This window comes from Streptomyces sp. NBC_00078 (genome assembly GCF_026343335.1).
GTDB lineage: Bacteria > Actinomycetota > Actinomycetes > Streptomycetales > Streptomycetaceae > Streptomyces.
Window position 1 is genome coordinate 5,823,273 of record NZ_JAPELX010000001.1, and the last position, 17,118, is coordinate 5,840,390.

Sequence of the window (17,118 nt, forward strand, 5' to 3'; positions counted from 1 at the left end):
GGTGGGAGGACGCGGCTCTCGGTCTGCGGCGGCCGTCGTCAGTACGACGAGCCGGACGCGCCCAGCGAACCCGTCGGGTGCCAGACGGTCTTCGTCTCCAGGAACGCCGTCATGCGGTCGATGCCGGGAGTCGCCGTCCAGTCGTCCACAGGCTGTGGACGAAGAACGCGCTTCAGATTGTCCGCCGCCGCGATCTCCAGTTCCTTCGCCAGGTCGTCGTCGGTGCCGGCGCCGGCCAGGTCGATCGCGTTGACGTCCTGGTGCGCGGCGAGCGGCGTGGCGATCTCCGCCGTACGGCCCGACAGCACGTTGACCACCCCGCCGGGCAGGTCGGAGGTGGCGAGCACCTCGCCCAGCGACAGCGCCGGGAGCGGGGACCTCTCGCTCGCGATCACGATCGCCGTGTTGCCGGTGGCGATCACCGGGGCGAGGACCGAGACCAGGCCGAGGAAGGACGACTTCTGGGGTGCGAGGACGGCGACGACGCCCGTCGGCTCCGGGGAGGAGAGGTTGAAGAACGGGCCCGCCACCGGGTTCCCGCCGCCGACCACCTGGGCGATCTTGTCGGTCCAGCCCGCGTACCAGACCCAGCGGTCGATCGCGGCGTCGACGAGCGCGGCCGCCTTCGCCGTGTTCGACTTCGCCTTCGCGGGCGGCAGGCCCTCGGCGTCGGCGACCTCCCGGACGAACTGCTCCTTGCGCCCCTCCAGCATCTCGGCGATGCGGTAGAGGATCTGCCCGCGGTTGTAGGCCGTCGCGCCGGACCACCCCCCGAACGCCTTGCGGGCGGCGACCACCGCGTCACGGGCGTCCTTGCGGGACGAAAGGGGCACGTTCGCCAGCCAGTTGTCCTTCGAGTCCGTCACCTCGTACACCCGGCCGCTCTCGGAACGCGGGAACTTCCCGCCGACGTACAGCTTGTAGGTCTTGAAGACGCTCAGACGCTGCTGCTCGGACTTCTCAGACATCGAGGTACGCCTCCAGACCGTGGCGGCCGCCCTCGCGGCCGAAGCCCGACTCCTTGTAACCGCCGAACGGCGACGTCGGGTCGAACTTGTTGAACGTGTTGGACCAGATGACCCCGGCCCGGAGCCTGCCCGCGACCGCCAGGATGCGCGAGCCCTTCTCCGTCCAGATGCCCGCCGACAGTCCGTACGGCGTGTTGTTGGCCTTCGCCACGGCCTCGTCCGGGGTGCGGAAGCTGAGGACGGACAGCACGGGCCCGAAGATCTCGTCACGGGCGACGGTGTGCGCCTGGGTGACGTTCGTGAAGAGCGTCGGGGCGAACCAGTAGCCGGACGAGGGGAGTTCGCACGCAGGTGACCAGCGCTCGGCGCCCTCCGCCTCGCCCCGCTCGACCAGCGAGGTGATGCGGGAGAGCTGCTCGGCGGAGTTGATCGCGCCGATGTCCGTGTTCTTGTCCAGCGGGTCGCCGAGGCGGAGGGTGGAGAGCCTGCGCTTCAGGGACTCCAGCAGCTCGTCCTGGACCGACTCCTGGACGAGGAGACGGCTGCCCGCGCAGCACACCTGGCCCTGGTTGAAGAAGATGCCGTTGACGATCCCCTCCACCGCCTGGTCGATCGGGGCGTCGTCGAAGACGATGTTGGCGCCCTTGCCGCCCAGTTCGAGTGTGAGCTTCTTGCGGCTGCCCGCGACGGTCTTCGCGATCTCCTTGCCGACGGCCGTGGAGCCGGTGAAGGCGACCTTGTTCACGTCCGGATGCGCCACGAGCGCGGCGCCCGCGTCGCCGTAGCCCGGAAGGATGTTGACGACACCCTTGGGCAGCCCGGCCTGGCGGCAGACGTCCGCGAAGAACAGCGCGGAGAGCGGGGTCGTCTCGGCGGGCTTCAGCACCACCGTGTTGCCGGTCGCCAGGGCCGGGGCGATCTTCCACGCCAGCATCAGCAGCGGGAAGTTCCAGGGGATGACCTGGCCGGCGACGCCAAGGGGGCGGGGCTGCCCGCCGAACCCGGCGTGGTCGAGCTTGTCGGCCCAGCCCGCGTAATAGAAGAAGTGCGCGGCGACCAGGGGGAGGTCGGCGTCGCGCGTCTCCTTGATGGGCTTGCCGTTGTCCAGCGTCTCCAGGACGGCCAGTTCGCGGCTGCGCTCCTGGATGATGCGGGCGATGCGGAAGAGGTACTTCGCGCGCTCGGCTCCGGGCAGCGCCGACCAGTTCTCGAAGGCCCTGCGGGCGGCCCTCACGGCGCGGTCGACGTCCGCCTCGCCCGCCTGGGCGATCTCGGAGAGGACCTCCTCGGTCGACGGCGAGACCGTCTTGAAGACCTTGCCGTCGGCCGCCTCCGTGAACTCGCCGTCGATGAACAGGCCGTAGGAGGGGGCGATGTCGACGACTGAGCGGGACTCGGGCGCCGGTGCGTAATCGAATGCGGATGCCATGGTGATCAGTCCACCGTCACGTAGTCGGGGCCGGAGTAGCGGCCGGTGGCCAGCTTCTGACGCTGCATCAGCAGGTCGTTCAGGAGCGAGGAGGCGCCGAAGCGGAACCAGTGGTTGTCCAGCCAGTCCTCGCCCGCCGTCTCGTTGACGATGACCAGGAACTTGACGGCGTCCTTGGAGGTGCGGATACCGCCCGCGGGCTTCACGCCGACCTGGACGCCGGTCTGGGCGCGGAAGTCGCGGACCGCCTCCAGCATCAACAGGGTGTTCGCGGGGGTGGCGTTGACGGCGACCTTGCCCGTGGATGTCTTGATGAAGTCCGCGCCCGCCAGCATGCCCAGCCAGCTCGCGCGGCGGATGTTGTCGTACGTCGACAGCTCGCCGGTCTCGAAGATGACCTTCAGGCGGGCGGCGCCCGAGGCCTCCTTCACGGCGACGATCTCGTCGTACACCTTCAGGTAGTTGCCCGCGAGGAACGCCCCGCGGTCGATGACCATGTCGATCTCGTCGGCGCCCGCGGCGACCGCGTCGCGCACGTCGGCCAGCTTCACGTCGAGCGCGGCGCGCCCCGCCGGGAAGGCGGTGGCGACCGAGGCGACCTTCACGGTCGAGCCGGCGACGGCCTCCTTGGCCGCGGGCACCATGTCGGGGTAGACGCAGACGGCCGCGGTCGAGGGGGTCGTACGGTCGGTGGGGTCGGGGCGGACCGCCTTGGCGCCGAGCGCCCGGACCTTGCCCGGGGTGTCCGCGCCTTCCAGCGTCGTCAGGTCGACCATCGAGATGGCGAGGTCGATGGCGTACGCCTTCGCGGTCGTCTTGATGGAACGGGTGCCGAGGGACGCGGCCCGCCCCTCCAGGCCGACCGCGTCGACGCCGGGCAGCCCGTGAAGGAAGCGGCGCAGCGTGCTGTCGGACGCGGCGACGTCCGAGAGAGTGCGAGCTGCTGTGGGTGCATTGGTGGGCATGGTCACCAGACGAGCATATCTACGCGCGTAGCGGCTGTACAGCCCCGGCTGCTCCTTCGGCCGCCCGTCCCGCTGTTCGTCCAGCTGTTCGTCCGCCTGCGCGTCCGGCCGCTCGTCCGGCTGTTCGTTCGGTGTGGTCCCACCGCGTATGAGCATCGCTCCGGCCGTCGGGCAGAATCGGGACCATGACGACCCCGGACCACGAGTCACCAGCGCCGCAGCCCCCGGCCTCCGAGTTCAAGGACCGGGTCTACCGGTCGTCCGGGGGTATCGCCGGCGGCGTCCTGTTGCTTGCCATCGCGGCCTGGCTCGGCATCGACGCGATCGTCTCCGGGCACGGCCGCACGCCCTGGCTGGCGCTCGCCGCGATGATCCTGATCGTCCCGCTGATCGTCGCCTTCACACTCCGCCCGGCCGTGTACGCCAACGAGGAGCGGCTGCGCATCCGCAACCCGTTGCGCGTGGTCGTGGTGCCGTGGGGGGAGGTCGCCACCCTGCGGTCCGGCTACTCGAACGAGGTCGTCACCAACTCCGGCGGGAAATACCAGCTGTGGTCCGTTCCCGTCTCGCTGCGGGCCCGTAAGAGGGCGGCCCGGCGCGAGGCCAGGTCGACGGCGGAGCGGGCCGCGGAGGCGAGCGGTCGGGGCGGCCGTGGCGGGCGGGGCCGTATGGGCGGCCTGGGCGGTTCCTTCGGGGCCGGTGGGTTCTCGGGCGGCGCCGCCCGCCCGGAGGGCTCCACGCGCGCCCAGTCCGACCAGGTCATGGACGACCTGCGCGAGCTCCTGGAGACCCATGAGCAGGTGAAGACGGCGCAGGGCGAGGTGACCGTACGCTGGGCGTACGAGATCGCGGGCCCGGCGCTGGCCGGGATCGTGCTGCTGGCGATCCTGGTGGCGACGGGCTGACCCGCCCCGGGGCCGGGCCGCAGGTTCACGGCTCTGCCGTACATGCTCTGCTTCTGCTTCCACCCCTCGGCCACGACGGCCACCCCCCCCACCCGGGCGGAACCGAGGACCGCTGCCACGACACCGTCGACGACCGCGGCGCGGGCGTGGCCGCGGGCCTCACCCTCGCCGGACTCGGCCTCACCGCGATGCTGCCGGGGTCCTGGTGCGCCGCGGGGCAGCCGCTCTGCGACGGGAGCCGGCGGCCGTCCTGCGGGTGCTGGTGCGCGAGGGCAGGTACGGGGTCACCGAGGTCTTCGCCACCGATGATGTGGGGGCGCTGCGGCCCCTGTTCACGGTCGCGGAGACGTATTGGGACGGCGGGGGCGGCGGAGCCGGACGGTGCGGGCCGTGGGGGGTGAGGTGGGGAACGGGTGTTCCCGGCGACAGGGCCTAGCGCCCGGTTCGGCGTGAAGAGGGGTGCCCTTGCGGGCACCCCTCTTCGGTCAGATGCCTGCTGCGGCCGACAGGTCCCGCTTGATCGCCGCGAGGAGCCCGTTCGCGGTGGTGTGCGCCGCGGGGAGGCCGGCGTGGGTCGGGACGGGGACCACGACCTCCAGGTAGCACTTCAGCTTGGGCTCCGTGCCGCTCGGGCGGACGATCACGCGGGCGCCGTCGAGCGTGTAGCGCAGGCCGTCGGTGGGCGGGAGCCTGTCCGTGCCCTGGCTGAGGTCCTCGGCCCGGGTGATGGCGAGGCCGGCGAGCTCGGTCGGGGGCCGCTCACGGAGCTGCTCCATGGCGCGGGCGATGACCGAGAGGTCCTGAACCCGGACCGAGAGCTGGTCGGTGGCGTGCAGCCCGTGCTCAACGGCGAGATCGTCGAGGAAGTCGAGGAGGGTGCGGCCCTCCTCCTTGAGCTGCGAGGCGAGTTCCGTGATCAGGAGGGCGGCCGTGATGCCGTCCTTGTCGCGTACGCCGTCGGGGTCGACGCAGTAGCCGAGGGCCTCCTCGTAGCCGTAGCGCAGGCCCTCGACGCGGGCGATCCACTTGAAGCCGGTGAGCGTCTCCTCGTACGGCAGACCCGCTTTTCGGGCGATCCGCCCGAGGAGGGAGGACGACACGATCGACTCGGCGAACGTCCCCTGCGCGCCGCGTCGGACGAGATGCGCGGCGAGCAGCGCGCCGACCTCGTCGCCGCGCAGCATCCGCCACTGCCCGTGGTCCTTGACGGCGACGGCGCAGCGGTCGGCGTCGGGGTCGTTGGCGATGATCAGGTCCGGGTCGGTCTCGCGGGCCTTCGCGAAGGCCAGGTCCATGGCGCCCGGCTCTTCCGGGTTGGGGAAGGCGACGGTGGGGAAGTCCGGGTCGGGCTCGGCCTGTTCGGCGACGAGGGCGGGCCGGGGGAAGCCGGCCCGTGCGAAGGCGGCGAGGAGGGTGTCCTTGCCGACGCCGTGCAACGCCGTGTAGACGGTGCGGGCGGTGCGGGGGGAGCCGGCGGCGAGTACGGCGTCCGTGCGGGCCAGGTAGGCGTCGAGGACGCTGTCGTCGAGGGTTTCCCAGCCGGTGTCCGGGCGCGGGACGTCGTGGAGGGACGCGATCGCCTGGATTTCGGCCGCGATCTCCGTGTCCGCGGGCGGCACGATCTGGGAGCCGTCGCCGAGGTAGACCTTGTAGCCGTTGTCGCGGGGCGGGTTGTGGCTGGCGGTGACCTCCACGCCGGCGACCGCGCCCAGGTGCCGTATGGCGTAGGCGAGGACAGGGGTGGGGAGGGGGCGGGGAAGTACGGCGGCCCGGAAGCCGGCGCCGGTCATCACGGCGGCGGTGTCGCGGGCGAAGTCGACGGACTTGTGGCGGGCGTCGTAGCCGATGACCACCAGGCCGCCCTGCCGGCCCCTGGCGTTGAGGTACGCGGCGAGGCCCGCGGCGGCTCGGACGACGACCGAACGGTTCATGCGCATGGGGCCTGCGCCGAGTTCGCCGCGCAGGCCCGCGGTGCCGAACTGGAGGGTGCCGCTGAAGCGGGCGGTGAGTTCGGTGACGTCTCGGGCCTCGATGAGCTTGGCGAGCTCGTCACGGGTGTCCGGGTCGGGGTCCTCGGCCAGCCAGGTCTTGGCCCGGGCGATGAGATCGTCTTGCACGGTCGGTCCAGCCTCTCGTGTGGGTCGTGATGCCTGCGGCGCCTGCGCGGCTTCGGCGGGGGTGCGGGTGGCGCGTCGGGGCCGGAGCCGGGGTGTCCGTCATCGGTCCGGCGGTGCTGTCTGCCGGGTGGTGCTGGTGCCCGGTGACGGACGCCGGCCGCCGCGCGCGGACACCCCCACCCCGTCCCGTGCTCGCCGTGCGCGGCCGACGGCCCACGCGGGACTCCCGGATGCGCTCAGATACGGTCCAGAACCTGCGCCAGCAGCGAACCCATCCGGGTCGCCGAGTCGCGGCCCGCCTGGAGGACCTCTTCGTGGTTCAGGGGCTCGCCCGTCATGCCGGCCGCGAGGTTGGTCACCAGGGAGATGCCCAGTACCTCGGCGCCCGCCTCACGTGCGGCGATCGCTTCGAGGACCGTCGACATGCCCACCAGGTCCGCGCCGATCACCCGGGCCATGCGGATCTCGGCCGGCGTCTCGTAGTGCGGGCCGGGGAACTGCGCGTAGACGCCCTCCTCCAGGGTGGGGTCGATCTCCTTGCACAGGGCGCGCAGGCGGGGGGAGTAGAGGTCGGTGAGGTCGACGAAGTTCGCGCCGATGATCGGGGACGTCGCCGTCAGGTTGATGTGATCGCTGATCAGGACCGGCTGGCCGGGGCGCATGCCCTCGCGCAGGCCGCCGCAGCCGTTGGTGAGGACGATCGTCTTGCTGCCGGCGGCCACCGCGGTGCGGACGCCGTGCGCCACGGCGGCGACGCCTCGGCCCTCGTAGAAGTGGGTGCGGCCGAGGAAGACCAGGACGCGCTTGTCGCCGATGCGGTACGAGCGGATCTTGCCGCCGTGGCCCTCCACCACCGGCGGCGGGAAACCGGGCAGCTCGGTGACCTGGAACTCGGCATCGGGTGCCCCGAGGGCGTCCACCGCCGGGGCCCAGCCGGAGCCCATCACGAGGGCGACGTCGTGGGTCTCGGCGCCGGTCAGGTCGCGCAGGCGTGCGGCGGCGGCGTCGGCGGCGGCATGGGGGTCGCCCTGGATGTCGTCCGGAAGAAGAGATGCGTTCACGCGGTCGAGAGTAGCCGGTCGGGGCCTACGCGCGTAGATGACAGAGCTCACGGGTCTGCGATCGTTGTCTTGTCGTTTCCAACGAAAGGCGGGGGTGGAGGGTCTGTGCGGTGTCTGTGGGTTCGCTGTGCTCAGCAGGGGCGCTTGCGCAGCTCCATCACGTAGTCGTGCGGGGCTCCCGCGGACTCGGCTGCGTCGGCGACCTCGCCCAGATATCGCGCCGACGGGAGGCCGCCCTCGTAGCCGTCGAGGACGTACGTCCACGCCGACTCCTCGCCCTCCAGGGTGTGCACCCGCACCCGCATCCGGCGGTAGACGCCCAGGCCGACGCCCTCCCAGCGGTCCATCGACTCCTCGTCGAGCGGCGCGATGTCGTACAACGCGACGAAGACCTGGGAGAGCGGGTCCTCGACGATCGTCGCCAGAGCGCCCTCCCAGCCCATGTGCTCGCCCCCGAAGGTCAGCCGCCACCCGTTCAGCCAGCCGGTGGCGCGCATCGGCGAGTGCGGGGCGCGGCGGGTCATCAGCCGCGCGTCGAGGTTGCCGGCGTACGCGGCGTAGAGCGACATGGGGTCGAGGGTACGGTAGTCGGCACAGGCGTCTCGTGGGGATCAGCGGCCCCTTGCCAACCCATTGCCCCGCCCCCGGGGCGATAGCACCTTGAACGGTGCGGGACAATGGGGTACGTGACTCGGATCGTGATCATCGGTGGCGGACCCGGCGGATACGAGGCGGCCCTGGTGGCCGCCCAGCTCGGCGCGGAGGTGACCGTCGTCGACTGCGACGGTCTGGGCGGGGCGTCGGTACTGACCGACTGCGTGCCGTCGAAGACTCTTATTGCTACGGCCGAGGTGATGACCACCTTCGATTCGTCGTACGAGGAGCTGGGGATCATCGTCGCCGACGACACCCCGCCGCTGGAGCAGGCCGCCCGGGTGGTGGGGGTCGACCTGGGGAAGGTCAACCGTCGTGTGAAGCGGCTTGCGCTGGCCCAGTCGCACGACATCACGGCGTCCGTGACGCGTGCCGGGGCCCGGGTCATGCGGGGGCGCGGGCGGCTGGAGGGCATGCAGGCCCTCGACGGTTCGCGGAAGGTGGTCGTCTCCACTGCCGACGGCAGCGAGGAGACCCTCACCGCCGATGCCGTGCTCATCGCCACCGGCGGCCATCCGCGCGAGCTGCCCGACGCCCAGCCCGACGGCGTGCGCATCCTCAACTGGACCCAGGTGTACGACCTCACCGAGCTTCCCGAGGAGCTCATCGTGGTGGGGTCGGGCGTGACCGGTGCCGAGTTCGCCGGTGCCTATCAGGCGCTCGGGTCCAAGGTGACGCTGGTGTCGTCACGGGACCGTGTGCTGCCGGGTGAGGACCCGGATGCCGCCGCCGTCCTCGAGGACGTCTTCCGGCGGCGTGGCATGAACGTCATGGCGCGGTCGCGGGCCGCCGCCGCCAAGCGGGTCGGCGACCGGGTCGAGGTCGCGCTGTCCGACGGGCGGGTCATCAGCGGTTCGCACTGTCTGATGGCGGTCGGTGCCATTCCGAACAGTGCGGGGCTGGGATTGGAGAAGGCCGGCGTCAGGGTGCGCGAGTCCGGGCACATCTGGACCGACAAGGTCTCCCGGACGACGGCTCCCGGTGTCTATGCCGCCGGTGACGTGACCGGTGTCTTCGCCCTCGCCTCCGTGGCCGCCATGCAGGGCCGAATCGCCATGTACCACTTCCTCGGCGACGCGGTGGCACCGCTGAATCTGAAGACCGTTTCGTCCAATGTGTTCACCGATCCCGAGATCGCGACCGTCGGCTACACGCAGGCGGACGTCGATGGGGGAAAGATCGACGCCCGCGTCGTGAAGCTGCCGTTGCTGCGTAATCCGCGGGCCAAGATGCAGGGCATCAGGGACGGCTTCGTGAAGCTGTTCTGCCGGCCGGGCACCGGCATCGTGGTCGGCGGAGTGGTCGTCTCGCCGCGCGCTTCGGAACTGATCCATCCGATCTCGATCGCCGTCGACAACAATCTGACGGTCGAACAGATCGCGAACGCGTTCACCGTGTATCCCTCCCTTTCGGGGTCGATCGCGGAGGTCGCGCGCCAGCTTCACACGCGTAAGTCCGGCGGCGAGATCTGACGGCCGAAACCGATTCCCCGCTGGTCACAGGGAGTTGTCGAGCATGCGTACGGCATAGGCGGGACGGGTAGGCTCTATACCACTTCCCGTCCTTGTGTGCGAACAACTTCTGCTATTCGGCGCAAACTGCTGAAAGCAGACGGTCGTTGGGGTTACTGTCAGTTTCGTGTTCGCTGCAGAACGTCGCCAATTGATCCTCGAAATGGTGCGAGCGAATGGGGCCGTGTCGCTCCGTGAGCTCGCCCGCGTCGTCCAGACCTCCGAAGTGACCGTACGGCGGGACGTGCGCGCACTGGAGGCAGAAGGACTCCTCGACCGCCGGCATGGCGGTGCGGTATTGCCGGGCGGGTTCACGCGAGAATCCGGCTTTCCGCAGAAATCACATCTCGCGACCGCCGAGAAGACGGCCATCGCCGACCTTGCCGCGGGCTTCGTGGAAGAAGGCGAAGCCATCGTGGTCGGGGCGGGCACCACCACACAGGAGCTGGCTCGCCGGCTCGCCCGGGTGCCCGGGCTGACCGTCGTCACCAACTCCCTGCTGGTGGCCCAGGCGTTGGCCCATGCCAACCGCGTGGAGGTCGTGATGACCGGCGGCACCCTGCGCGGTTCCAACTACGCCCTGGTGGGCAGCGGTGCCGAGCAGTCCCTGCAGGGGCTGCGGGTGTCTCGGGCCTTCCTCTCCGGGAGCGGGCTCACCGCCGAGCGCGGCCTGTCCACGTCCAACATGCTGTCGGCGTCCGTCGACCGGGCGCTCGTGCAGGCCGCCGCCGAGGTCGTCGTGCTCGCCGATCACACCAAGCTCGGCACGGACACCATGTTCCAGACCGTGCCGACGGATGTGATCACGCGGCTGGTGACGGACGAGCCGCCACCGCACGACGACCGAGCGGCCACGGAGCTTCAGGCCCTCGCCGACCAAGGGGTGCAGATCGCTGTCGCCGGGGCATCGGGGAATTCGGCCGGTGATCCGGTCCCCCCGCGCCAAGCGCGCCGGGACGTCGCCCTGCCGGGGCCGCGGCGCGGACAGGTCTCCGGGCCCGGGGCGTCCCTGAGGACGGCCACGGTGCTCGGTGAGGCTTCGGCGGGGGCGGAGCGGGCGCGGGTTGCGGATCTGCGGCGGCGGTAGGGGCGACCTCGGCTCTTCGCCGGAAGGGTTCGCGCTCTTCGCCGTAGTGGTTCGCTGGTTGTGCGGGTGCGGGTGCGGGTTCGGATACGGGTTGTACACCGGGCCTACGCTGCGGAGCCGCTCCAGCCGTCCTTCAAGCCCCGCAGGGTGAGGGTCAGCAGGCGGTCCGCCAGGTCTGGGTCGCCCGGGGATTCCTCCGCCGCCAGTGCGATCGCGTGCGTCAGCTGGAGCAGGTCGCCGACTGCCACGTCGGCGCGCACTCTGCCCGCCTCCTGAGCCCGTGTCAGCAGGGCCTTGCCCGCCTCCCGAATGGGCTCGCTGCAGCGGGCCAGTGCGGAGGTGCCGTCGGTCGAGACGGACATCAACGCCCGTGCCAGGCCCCGGTACTCGCCTGCGTGCGCGACGATCTCCCGTAGCCATGTCACCAGGGCCGTGCACGGCTCGGGGGCGTCGAGGAGTTCGTGGGAGCGGGCCAGCAGGTCGCTCACCGCGTCCTCGAAGACCGCGCTCAACAGGGCGTGACGGTTGGGGAAATGGCGGTAGAGGGTGCCGATGCCCACCCCCGCACGCCGGGCCACGTCCTCCAGGGACGCGTCCGTGCCATGCGCCGCGAAGGCGGAGCGGGCCTCGGCGAGCAGCCGCTCGTAGTTGCGGCGGGCGTCGGCACGCATGGCACGCGGGGGCACCGGTGTCGCCGTCGTGTCGTCGTTCACCGCCGTCTCTGCCGACGTCGTGCCCACCATGCCTCCCACCTGCCCTCGCGTGCGTCCCCGTCTGCATCCAGCATGCCATCGAGGATGCGCGAGCGGGCTGCCCGGACCGTGTGGGCCGGAGCGTCTCCTCAGGCGGCAGCAGCGCCGGGGGGACGTGAAGGACGACGAGGCGCCCGGCGGACTGACTGCTTCAGTCCGCCGGGCGCCTCGGGATGTCCTATGGGAAGGCCGGTCCTGCCTCAGTCCTTGATTTCGCAGATGGGGGCGCCGGAGGTGAGGGAGGCGCCGATTTCGGCGGACAGGCCCTTGACGGTGCCGGACTTGTGGGCGTTGAGGGGCTGTTCCATCTTCATCGCTTCGAGGACGACGACGAGGTCGCCTTCCTTGACTTCCTGGCCCTCCTCGACGGCGACCTTGACGATGGTGCCCTGCATGGGGGAGGCGAGGGTGTCGCCGGAGGCTGCCGGGCCGGACTTCTTGGCGGCCCGGCGTTTGGGGCGGGCGCCGGCGGCGAGGCCGGTGCGGGCCAGGGACATGCCCAGGGAGGAGGGCAGGGAGACCTCCAGGCGTTTGCCGCCGACCTCGACGACGACCGTCTCGCGGCCCGGTTCCTCGTCCGTGTCGGTGTCCGCGGGCGCGGTGAAGGGCTTGATGTCGTTGACGAACTCGGTCTCGATCCAGCGGGTGTGGACCGTGAACGGCTCGGCGCTGCCGCTGAGTTCGGGGGCGAACGCGGGGTCGGTGACCACCTTGCGGTGGAAGGGGATGGCGGTGGCCATGCCCTCCACCCGGAACTCCTGCAGGGCACGGGCCGCGCGCTGCAGGGCCTGGGCGCGGGTGGCGCCGGTGACGATCAGCTTGGCCAGCAGCGAGTCCCAGGCCGGGCCGATCACACTGCCCGACTCCACACCGGCGTCCAGGCGCACGCCCGGGCCGGACGGCGCGTCGAAGGCGGTGACGGTGCCCGGCGCGGGCAGGAAGCCCCTGCCGGGGTCCTCGCCGTTGATACGGAACTCCAAGGAGTGGCCGCGCAGTTGGGGATCGCCGTAGCCGAGTTCCTCGCCGTCGGCGATGCGGAACATCTCACGGACCAGGTCGATCCCGGCGACCTCCTCGGTGACCGGGTGCTCGACCTGCAGACGGGTGTTGACCTCCAGGAAGGAGATCGTGCCGTCCGTGCCGACGAGGAACTCGACCGTGCCGGCGCCGACGTAGCCGGCCTCCTTGAGGATGGCCTTGGAAGACGCGTACAACTCGGCGACCTGCGCCTCGGACAGGAACGGCGCCGGGGCCTCCTCGACCAGCTTCTGGTGGCGGCGCTGCAGCGAGCAGTCACGGGTGGAGACCACGACCACGTTGCCGTGGCTGTCGGCCAGGCACTGGGTCTCCACATGGCGGGGCTTGTCGAGGTACCGCTCCACGAAGCACTCCCCGCGGCCGAACGCGGCCACCGCCTCACGGACCGCCGACTCGTAGAGTTCGGGTACCTCTTCGAGAGTGCGGGCGACCTTCAGGCCGCGTCCGCCACCACCGAAGGCCGCCTTGATGGCGATGGGCAGGCCGTGCTCCCGGGCGAAGGCCACGACCTCCTGGGCCCCCGACACCGGATCGGGCGTGCCCGCCACCAGCGGCGCACCGGCACGCTGGGCGATGTGCCGGGCGGCGACCTTGTCACCCAGATCACGAATGGCCTGCGGCGGCGGGCCGATCCAGATCAGCCCGGCATCGAGCACGGCCTGCGCGAAGTCGGCGTTCTCCGACAGAAAACCGTAACCGGGGTGGATCGCGTCCGCCCCCGACTCACGCGCCGCGTTCAAAACCTTGTCGATGTCCAGATAACTGGTCGCCGGAGTGTCACCGCCCAGGGCGAACGCCTCATCTGCGGCGCGGACATGCAGAGCGTCACGGTCCGGGTCCGCATAGACGGCCACACTCGCGATCCCCGCGTCCCGGCAGGCCCGAGCGACCCGGACAGCGATTTCGCCACGGTTGGCGATGAGCACCTTGCGCACGATTGAGGCTCCCTCCTTGAAACAAGCCGAGTTTAGGGACTGGCTACACGGCACTACGACCCGTCCCCACTGGTGAGCTTGCCCACACGGAGCGTGATACGAGGCTTGCTCGACCCGCGAAATCCCTTGTCGCACCACGGCATGCCGGACTCCTGCGGGAAACCCTAGCTCTCCCGTGTGGTCAAGGTCTCTGTGAGAGCGTGCTGCGGGCCACTCGGTTTCTTTGTGGAGTCCCTACGAATGGCCCAATGATTCTTTGCCGTCCGCAGAACCCTTGTCCCGGGGTTTACCCGTTAGTAGCGTTCGCGATGTACGGAACGTACTTTGGGTAACAAGAGCTCGGCTCGAGAGTGGGTGGGGACCGGTGGTGCGCAGACCGGTGGCGTGGGTCGTGGCGGTCGTGCTCTTCGTGGAGGCGTTCGGCGTCGCGGCACTGAACTGGTTTCTGGGGATCGTCGTCGACCGGCAGGACATGTCCCTGGCCGGCCTCGACTCCGACATGATGGCGACGTCCTCGAAGATCGGCGGGATCCTCTTCGGCCTCTACTTCGCCCTGTGCGGCCTGGTGGCGCTCCTCGTCGCCCTCCGGGACCGCCCGCCGGCCGGCTTCGGGCGCATCCTGCTGATCAGCGCGGCCGTGGTGCACGGGCTGCTGGGCGCGTTCGCGTGGGGGCTGGTGGGCTGGTCGGCGTTCCTGTTCATGGTGGCGGTGCTGGCACTCATCGTGCTGCTGCTGATGACCTACGACGGCCCGGCCGAGCCCTCCGACGCGGTCCCGCCCGCGGCACCCGGCCCCGAGAACGACGGCGGCAACGACGGTGGCCGCGAGGACGACAAGGGCTCGCCCCTCACTTCTCCGCCGGCGCCCACAACTCCGTGATGCCGACGCCCAGCTGGGCGAGGAGCCGGCGGACGAGGGGCAGGCTGATGCCGATCACGTTGCCGTGGTCGCCGTCGATGCCGTCGATGAACGGCGCGCTGCGGCCGTCGAGCGTGAACGCCCCCGCGACGTAAAGGGGTTCGCCCGAGGCGACGTAGGCGGCGATCTCCTCGTCGGTGGGCTCGCCGAAGCGGACGACCGTGGAAGCCGTGGCCGACACGTACCTCTTGTTCGTCGTGTCCCAGATGCAGTGGCCGGTCTGCAGCGTGCCGGCGCGTCCTCGCATCGCCTTCCAGCGCGCGGTGGCCTCTTCGGCGTCCGCGGGCTTGCCGAGCGCCTGGCCGTCGAGGTCGAGCACCGAGTCGCAGCCGATCACCAGGGCGCCGTGCACCTCCGGCCTGGCGGCCACGACGGAGGCCTTGGCCTCGGCGAGGGCGAGGGCGAGGTCGGCGGGGGTGGGGGCCGTCACGGCCTCCTCGTCGACGCCGCTCACGATGACCTCCGGTGCCAGACCGGCCTGGCGCAGCAGGTTCAGTCGGGCGGGGGACTGGGAGGCGAGGACGAGGCGGCGGAGCGGCTGATCGGTCATGCGGTCAGGGTATCGGCGGGCGTGTCGGCGTTCACCTCAGGCCGATCACGATCATCGCCAGCAGCATGGCCAATGCCATGAGGAGACCGAGCCGCCGCAACATCTCCTGCATGTCCCGCAGTTCTTTGGGCGGCTCGTTCTCGGGGTCGGACCACAGCATGTCACCAGCGTGCGGCTGGGCCGGGGGAGGGCGCCTGAGTACTGGTACTCAAATCGGCGCCCGGCGTTGTTCTCACCTGCGCGGTTCCCCGCGCCCCTGTGGACCTCAGCCCGGCCAGTACGTGCGAGCCCATGACGCGGGGCCCGGCTGCGGCAAGCGGTGGCTTGCGAGGCGCGCCGGGTCGGACCACGCGTCCCTCTCCCGCGGCGCACCGGACGGCTCGGCTGCCGCCACCGCGGCGCGGACCCTGACCACCGCCAGGGCGGCGGCCAGCTCCTCCGGGGTCGGGTTGCCCCGTACGACCTTGATGTTCATGACGGCTCCCTGCCGGACTGGAGGCTAGAGGGGGATGTTGCCGTGCTTCTTGGGCGGCAGCGACTCGCGCTTCGTACGCAGCTGGCGAAGGCCGCGGACGACGTGCCGGCGCGTCTCGGACGGCATGATCACCGAGTCGACGTACCCGCGCTCGGCCGCGATGTAGGGGTTGAGGAGGGCGTCCTCGTACTCCTGGATGAGGCGGGCCCGGGTGGCTTCGAGGTCGCCGTTCGCGTCGGCCTCGGCGATGGTGCGGCGGTGCAGGATGTTGACCGCGCCCTGGGCGCCCATGACGGCGATCTGGGCGGTGGGCCAGGCGAGGTTGAGGTCGGCGCCCAGGTGCTTGGAGCCCATGACGTCGTAGGCGCCGCCGAAGGCCTTGCGGGTGATGACCGTGATGAGGGGGACGGTGGCCTCGGCGTAGGCGTAGATCAGCTTGGCGCCGCGGCGGATGATGCCGTCGTGCTCCTGGTCGACGCCGGGCAGGAAGCCCGGCACGTCGACGAAGGTGATGACCGGGACGTTGAAGGCGTCGCAGGTGCGCACGAAGCGGGCGGCCTTCTCGGAGGCCGTGATGTCCAGACAGCCCGCGAACTGCATCGGCTGGTTGGCGACGATGCCGACGGGGTGACCTTCGACCCGGCCGAAGCCGGTGAGGATGTTCGGTGCGAACAGCGCCTGCGTCTCGAAGAACTCGGCGTCGTCCAGGATGTGTTCGATCACCGTGTGCATGTCGTACGGCTGGTTCGCGCTGTCCGGGACGAGCGTGTCCAGCTCCAGGTCCTCGCCGGTGGTGGCGAGGTCCGCCTCCTCCGGATAGACCGGCGCCTCGGAGAGGTTGTTGGACGGCAGGTACGACAGCAGCTGCTTGACGTACTCGATCGCGTCCTTCTCGTCCCCGGCCATGTGATGGGCCACACCGGACGTGGAGTTGTGGGTGCGTGCGCCGCCCAGCTCCTCGAAGCCGACGTCCTCGCCGGTGACGGTCTTGATGACGTCCGGACCGGTGATGAACATGTGCGAGGTCTGGTCGACCATCACCGTGAAGTCGGTGATCGCGGGGGAGTAGACCGCACCGCCCGCGCAGGGGCCCACGACGAGGCTGATCTGCGGGATGACACCGCTGGCGTGGGTGTTGCGGCGGAAGATCTCGCCGTACGCGCCGAGCGAGGCGACGCCCTCCTGGATTCGGGCGCCGCCGGAGTCGTTGATGCCGATGACCGGGCAGCCGGTCTTCAGCGCGAAGTCCATGACCTTGACGATCTTCTGCCCGTAGACCTCGCCCAGGGCGCCGCCGAAGACGGTGAAGTCCTGGGAGAACACGGCGACCGGGCGGCCGTCGACGGTGCCGTAGCCGGTGACGACGCCGTCGCCGTAGGGGCGGTTGTTCTCCAGGCCGAAGTTGGTGGAGCGGTGCCTGGCGAACTCGTCGAGCTCGACGAACGAGCCCTCGTCGAGGAGCAGCTCGATCCGCTCACGGGCCGTCAGCTTGCCTTTGGCGTGCTGCTTTTCGACGGCGCGTGCGGAGCCGGCGTGCGTCGCCTCGTCGATACGGCGCTGGAGATCCGCGAGCTTGCCCGCGGTGGTGTGGATGTCGATCCCTTGGGGCTTTTGGATCTCTTGACGCTCTTCCGGCTCGGACATCGGGATCGCGGCTCCCTGCCTGCTCAAAAGGGGGGACGGTTACTCATCCGTAGAGTAGTGGGGGGCTTACGAATCAGCAGTGCGGCGTTTCACACACCTAGGGTGGCT

Annotated in this window: 17 protein-coding genes; 5 read left to right on the plus strand and 12 right to left on the minus strand. The window is 70.6% G+C overall.

The features are described 5' to 3' along the window. Positions 1-38: 38 nt before the first annotated feature. From OOK07_RS27445 to deoC, 3 genes are read right to left on the minus strand one after another with little or no spacing between them, the layout of a single operon-like run. Positions 39-968, minus strand: coding sequence for an aldehyde dehydrogenase family protein (locus OOK07_RS27445; protein WP_266799087.1), 930 nt, complete (start codon positions 966-968; stop codon positions 39-41). Further along, positions 961-2,397 (minus strand): aldehyde dehydrogenase family protein, encoded by a 1,437-nt coding sequence (locus OOK07_RS27450; RefSeq protein ID WP_266799089.1) that lies wholly within the window; start codon positions 2,395-2,397, stop codon positions 961-963. The genes OOK07_RS27445 and OOK07_RS27450 overlap by 8 nt, the downstream gene beginning before the upstream one ends. Before the next feature lie 5 nt (positions 2,398-2,402). Beyond that, positions 2,403-3,362, minus strand: coding sequence for a deoxyribose-phosphate aldolase (gene deoC, locus OOK07_RS27455; RefSeq protein ID WP_266802039.1), 960 nt, complete (start codon positions 3,360-3,362; stop codon positions 2,403-2,405). A gap of 185 nt (positions 3,363-3,547) precedes the next feature. Here deoC and OOK07_RS27460 point away from each other — a divergent pair, with 185 nt between their 5' ends. Then, a complete protein-coding gene (locus tag OOK07_RS27460; RefSeq protein WP_266799091.1) occupies positions 3,548-4,267 on the plus strand; it encodes a PH domain-containing protein in 720 nt (239 codons plus the stop codon). 205 nt (positions 4,268-4,472) lie between these two features. Continuing rightward, entirely contained in the window at positions 4,473-4,703 is a 231-nt protein-coding gene (locus OOK07_RS27465; RefSeq protein ID WP_266799093.1) for a hypothetical protein, read from the plus strand. Between the two features lie 49 nt (positions 4,704-4,752). On the opposite strand, the gene OOK07_RS27470 is transcribed toward OOK07_RS27465, so the two are convergent. The 3 genes from OOK07_RS27470 to OOK07_RS27480 form a co-directional block, all read right to left on the minus strand. Then, positions 4,753-6,384 carry a phospho-sugar mutase gene (locus OOK07_RS27470; RefSeq protein ID WP_266799095.1) on the minus strand — a complete coding sequence of 544 codons (1,632 nt, stop codon included), beginning with the start codon at positions 6,382-6,384 and terminating at the stop codon, positions 4,753-4,755. 236 nt (positions 6,385-6,620) lie between these two features. Next, positions 6,621-7,445, minus strand: coding sequence for a purine-nucleoside phosphorylase (locus tag OOK07_RS27475; protein ID WP_266799097.1), 825 nt, complete (start codon positions 7,443-7,445; stop codon positions 6,621-6,623). A gap of 131 nt (positions 7,446-7,576) precedes the next feature. Next, on the minus strand, positions 7,577-8,014 hold the full coding sequence (locus tag OOK07_RS27480; protein WP_266589557.1) for a gamma-glutamylcyclotransferase family protein: 438 nt from the start codon (positions 8,012-8,014) through the stop codon (positions 7,577-7,579). A 108-nt stretch (positions 8,015-8,122) separates the two neighbouring features. On the opposite strand from OOK07_RS27480, the gene OOK07_RS27485 reads away from it, so the two are divergent. Together OOK07_RS27485 and OOK07_RS27490 are read left to right on the plus strand one after the other, a co-directional pair. After that, positions 8,123-9,571, plus strand: coding sequence for an NAD(P)H-quinone dehydrogenase (locus OOK07_RS27485; protein WP_266684196.1), 1,449 nt, complete (start codon positions 8,123-8,125; stop codon positions 9,569-9,571). Positions 9,572-9,737: 166 nt separating this feature from the next. Then, a complete protein-coding gene (locus OOK07_RS27490; protein ID WP_266684198.1) occupies positions 9,738-10,697 on the plus strand; it encodes a DeoR/GlpR family DNA-binding transcription regulator in 960 nt (319 codons plus the stop codon). Positions 10,698-10,801: 104 nt separating this feature from the next. Here OOK07_RS27490 and OOK07_RS27495 read toward each other — a convergent pair whose 3' ends face one another. Together OOK07_RS27495 and OOK07_RS27500 are read right to left on the minus strand one after the other, a co-directional pair. After that, positions 10,802-11,368 carry a TetR/AcrR family transcriptional regulator gene (locus tag OOK07_RS27495; protein ID WP_266802040.1) on the minus strand — a complete coding sequence of 189 codons (567 nt, stop codon included), beginning with the start codon at positions 11,366-11,368 and terminating at the stop codon, positions 10,802-10,804. 281 nt (positions 11,369-11,649) lie between these two features. Then, positions 11,650-13,422 carry an acetyl/propionyl/methylcrotonyl-CoA carboxylase subunit alpha gene (locus OOK07_RS27500; RefSeq protein WP_266684200.1) on the minus strand — a complete coding sequence of 591 codons (1,773 nt, stop codon included), beginning with the start codon at positions 13,420-13,422 and terminating at the stop codon, positions 11,650-11,652. A 364-nt stretch (positions 13,423-13,786) separates the two neighbouring features. Between OOK07_RS27500 and OOK07_RS27505 the strand changes: the two genes are divergently transcribed. Beyond that, positions 13,787-14,302 carry a hypothetical protein gene (locus tag OOK07_RS27505; RefSeq protein WP_266799100.1) on the plus strand — a complete coding sequence of 172 codons (516 nt, stop codon included), beginning with the start codon at positions 13,787-13,789 and terminating at the stop codon, positions 14,300-14,302. Here the strand turns inward: OOK07_RS27505 and OOK07_RS27510 are convergent. The 4 genes from OOK07_RS27510 to OOK07_RS27525 all read right to left on the minus strand — a co-directional run bounded on the left by OOK07_RS27510 (position 14,271) and on the right by OOK07_RS27525 (position 17,010). Beyond that, positions 14,271-14,891 carry a Maf family protein gene (locus OOK07_RS27510; protein WP_266684204.1) on the minus strand — a complete coding sequence of 207 codons (621 nt, stop codon included), beginning with the start codon at positions 14,889-14,891 and terminating at the stop codon, positions 14,271-14,273. The genes OOK07_RS27505 and OOK07_RS27510 overlap by 32 nt on opposite strands. Before the next feature lie 31 nt (positions 14,892-14,922). Beyond that, complete coding sequence (mmpB, locus tag OOK07_RS27515) at positions 14,923-15,051, minus strand: morphogenic membrane protein MmpB (protein ID WP_266520724.1); 129 nt, start codon at positions 15,049-15,051, stop codon at positions 14,923-14,925. 105 nt (positions 15,052-15,156) lie between these two features. Further along, positions 15,157-15,366, minus strand: a complete 210-nt coding sequence (locus OOK07_RS27520) for an acyl-CoA carboxylase epsilon subunit (protein ID WP_266799102.1) — start codon at positions 15,364-15,366, stop codon at positions 15,157-15,159. A gap of 24 nt (positions 15,367-15,390) precedes the next feature. Next, the gene (locus OOK07_RS27525) at positions 15,391-17,010 is read right to left on the minus strand and encodes an acyl-CoA carboxylase subunit beta (RefSeq protein ID WP_266684208.1); all 1,620 of its coding nucleotides are present in this window, start codon (positions 17,008-17,010) and stop codon (positions 15,391-15,393) included. Positions 17,011-17,118: the final 108 nt, after the last annotated feature.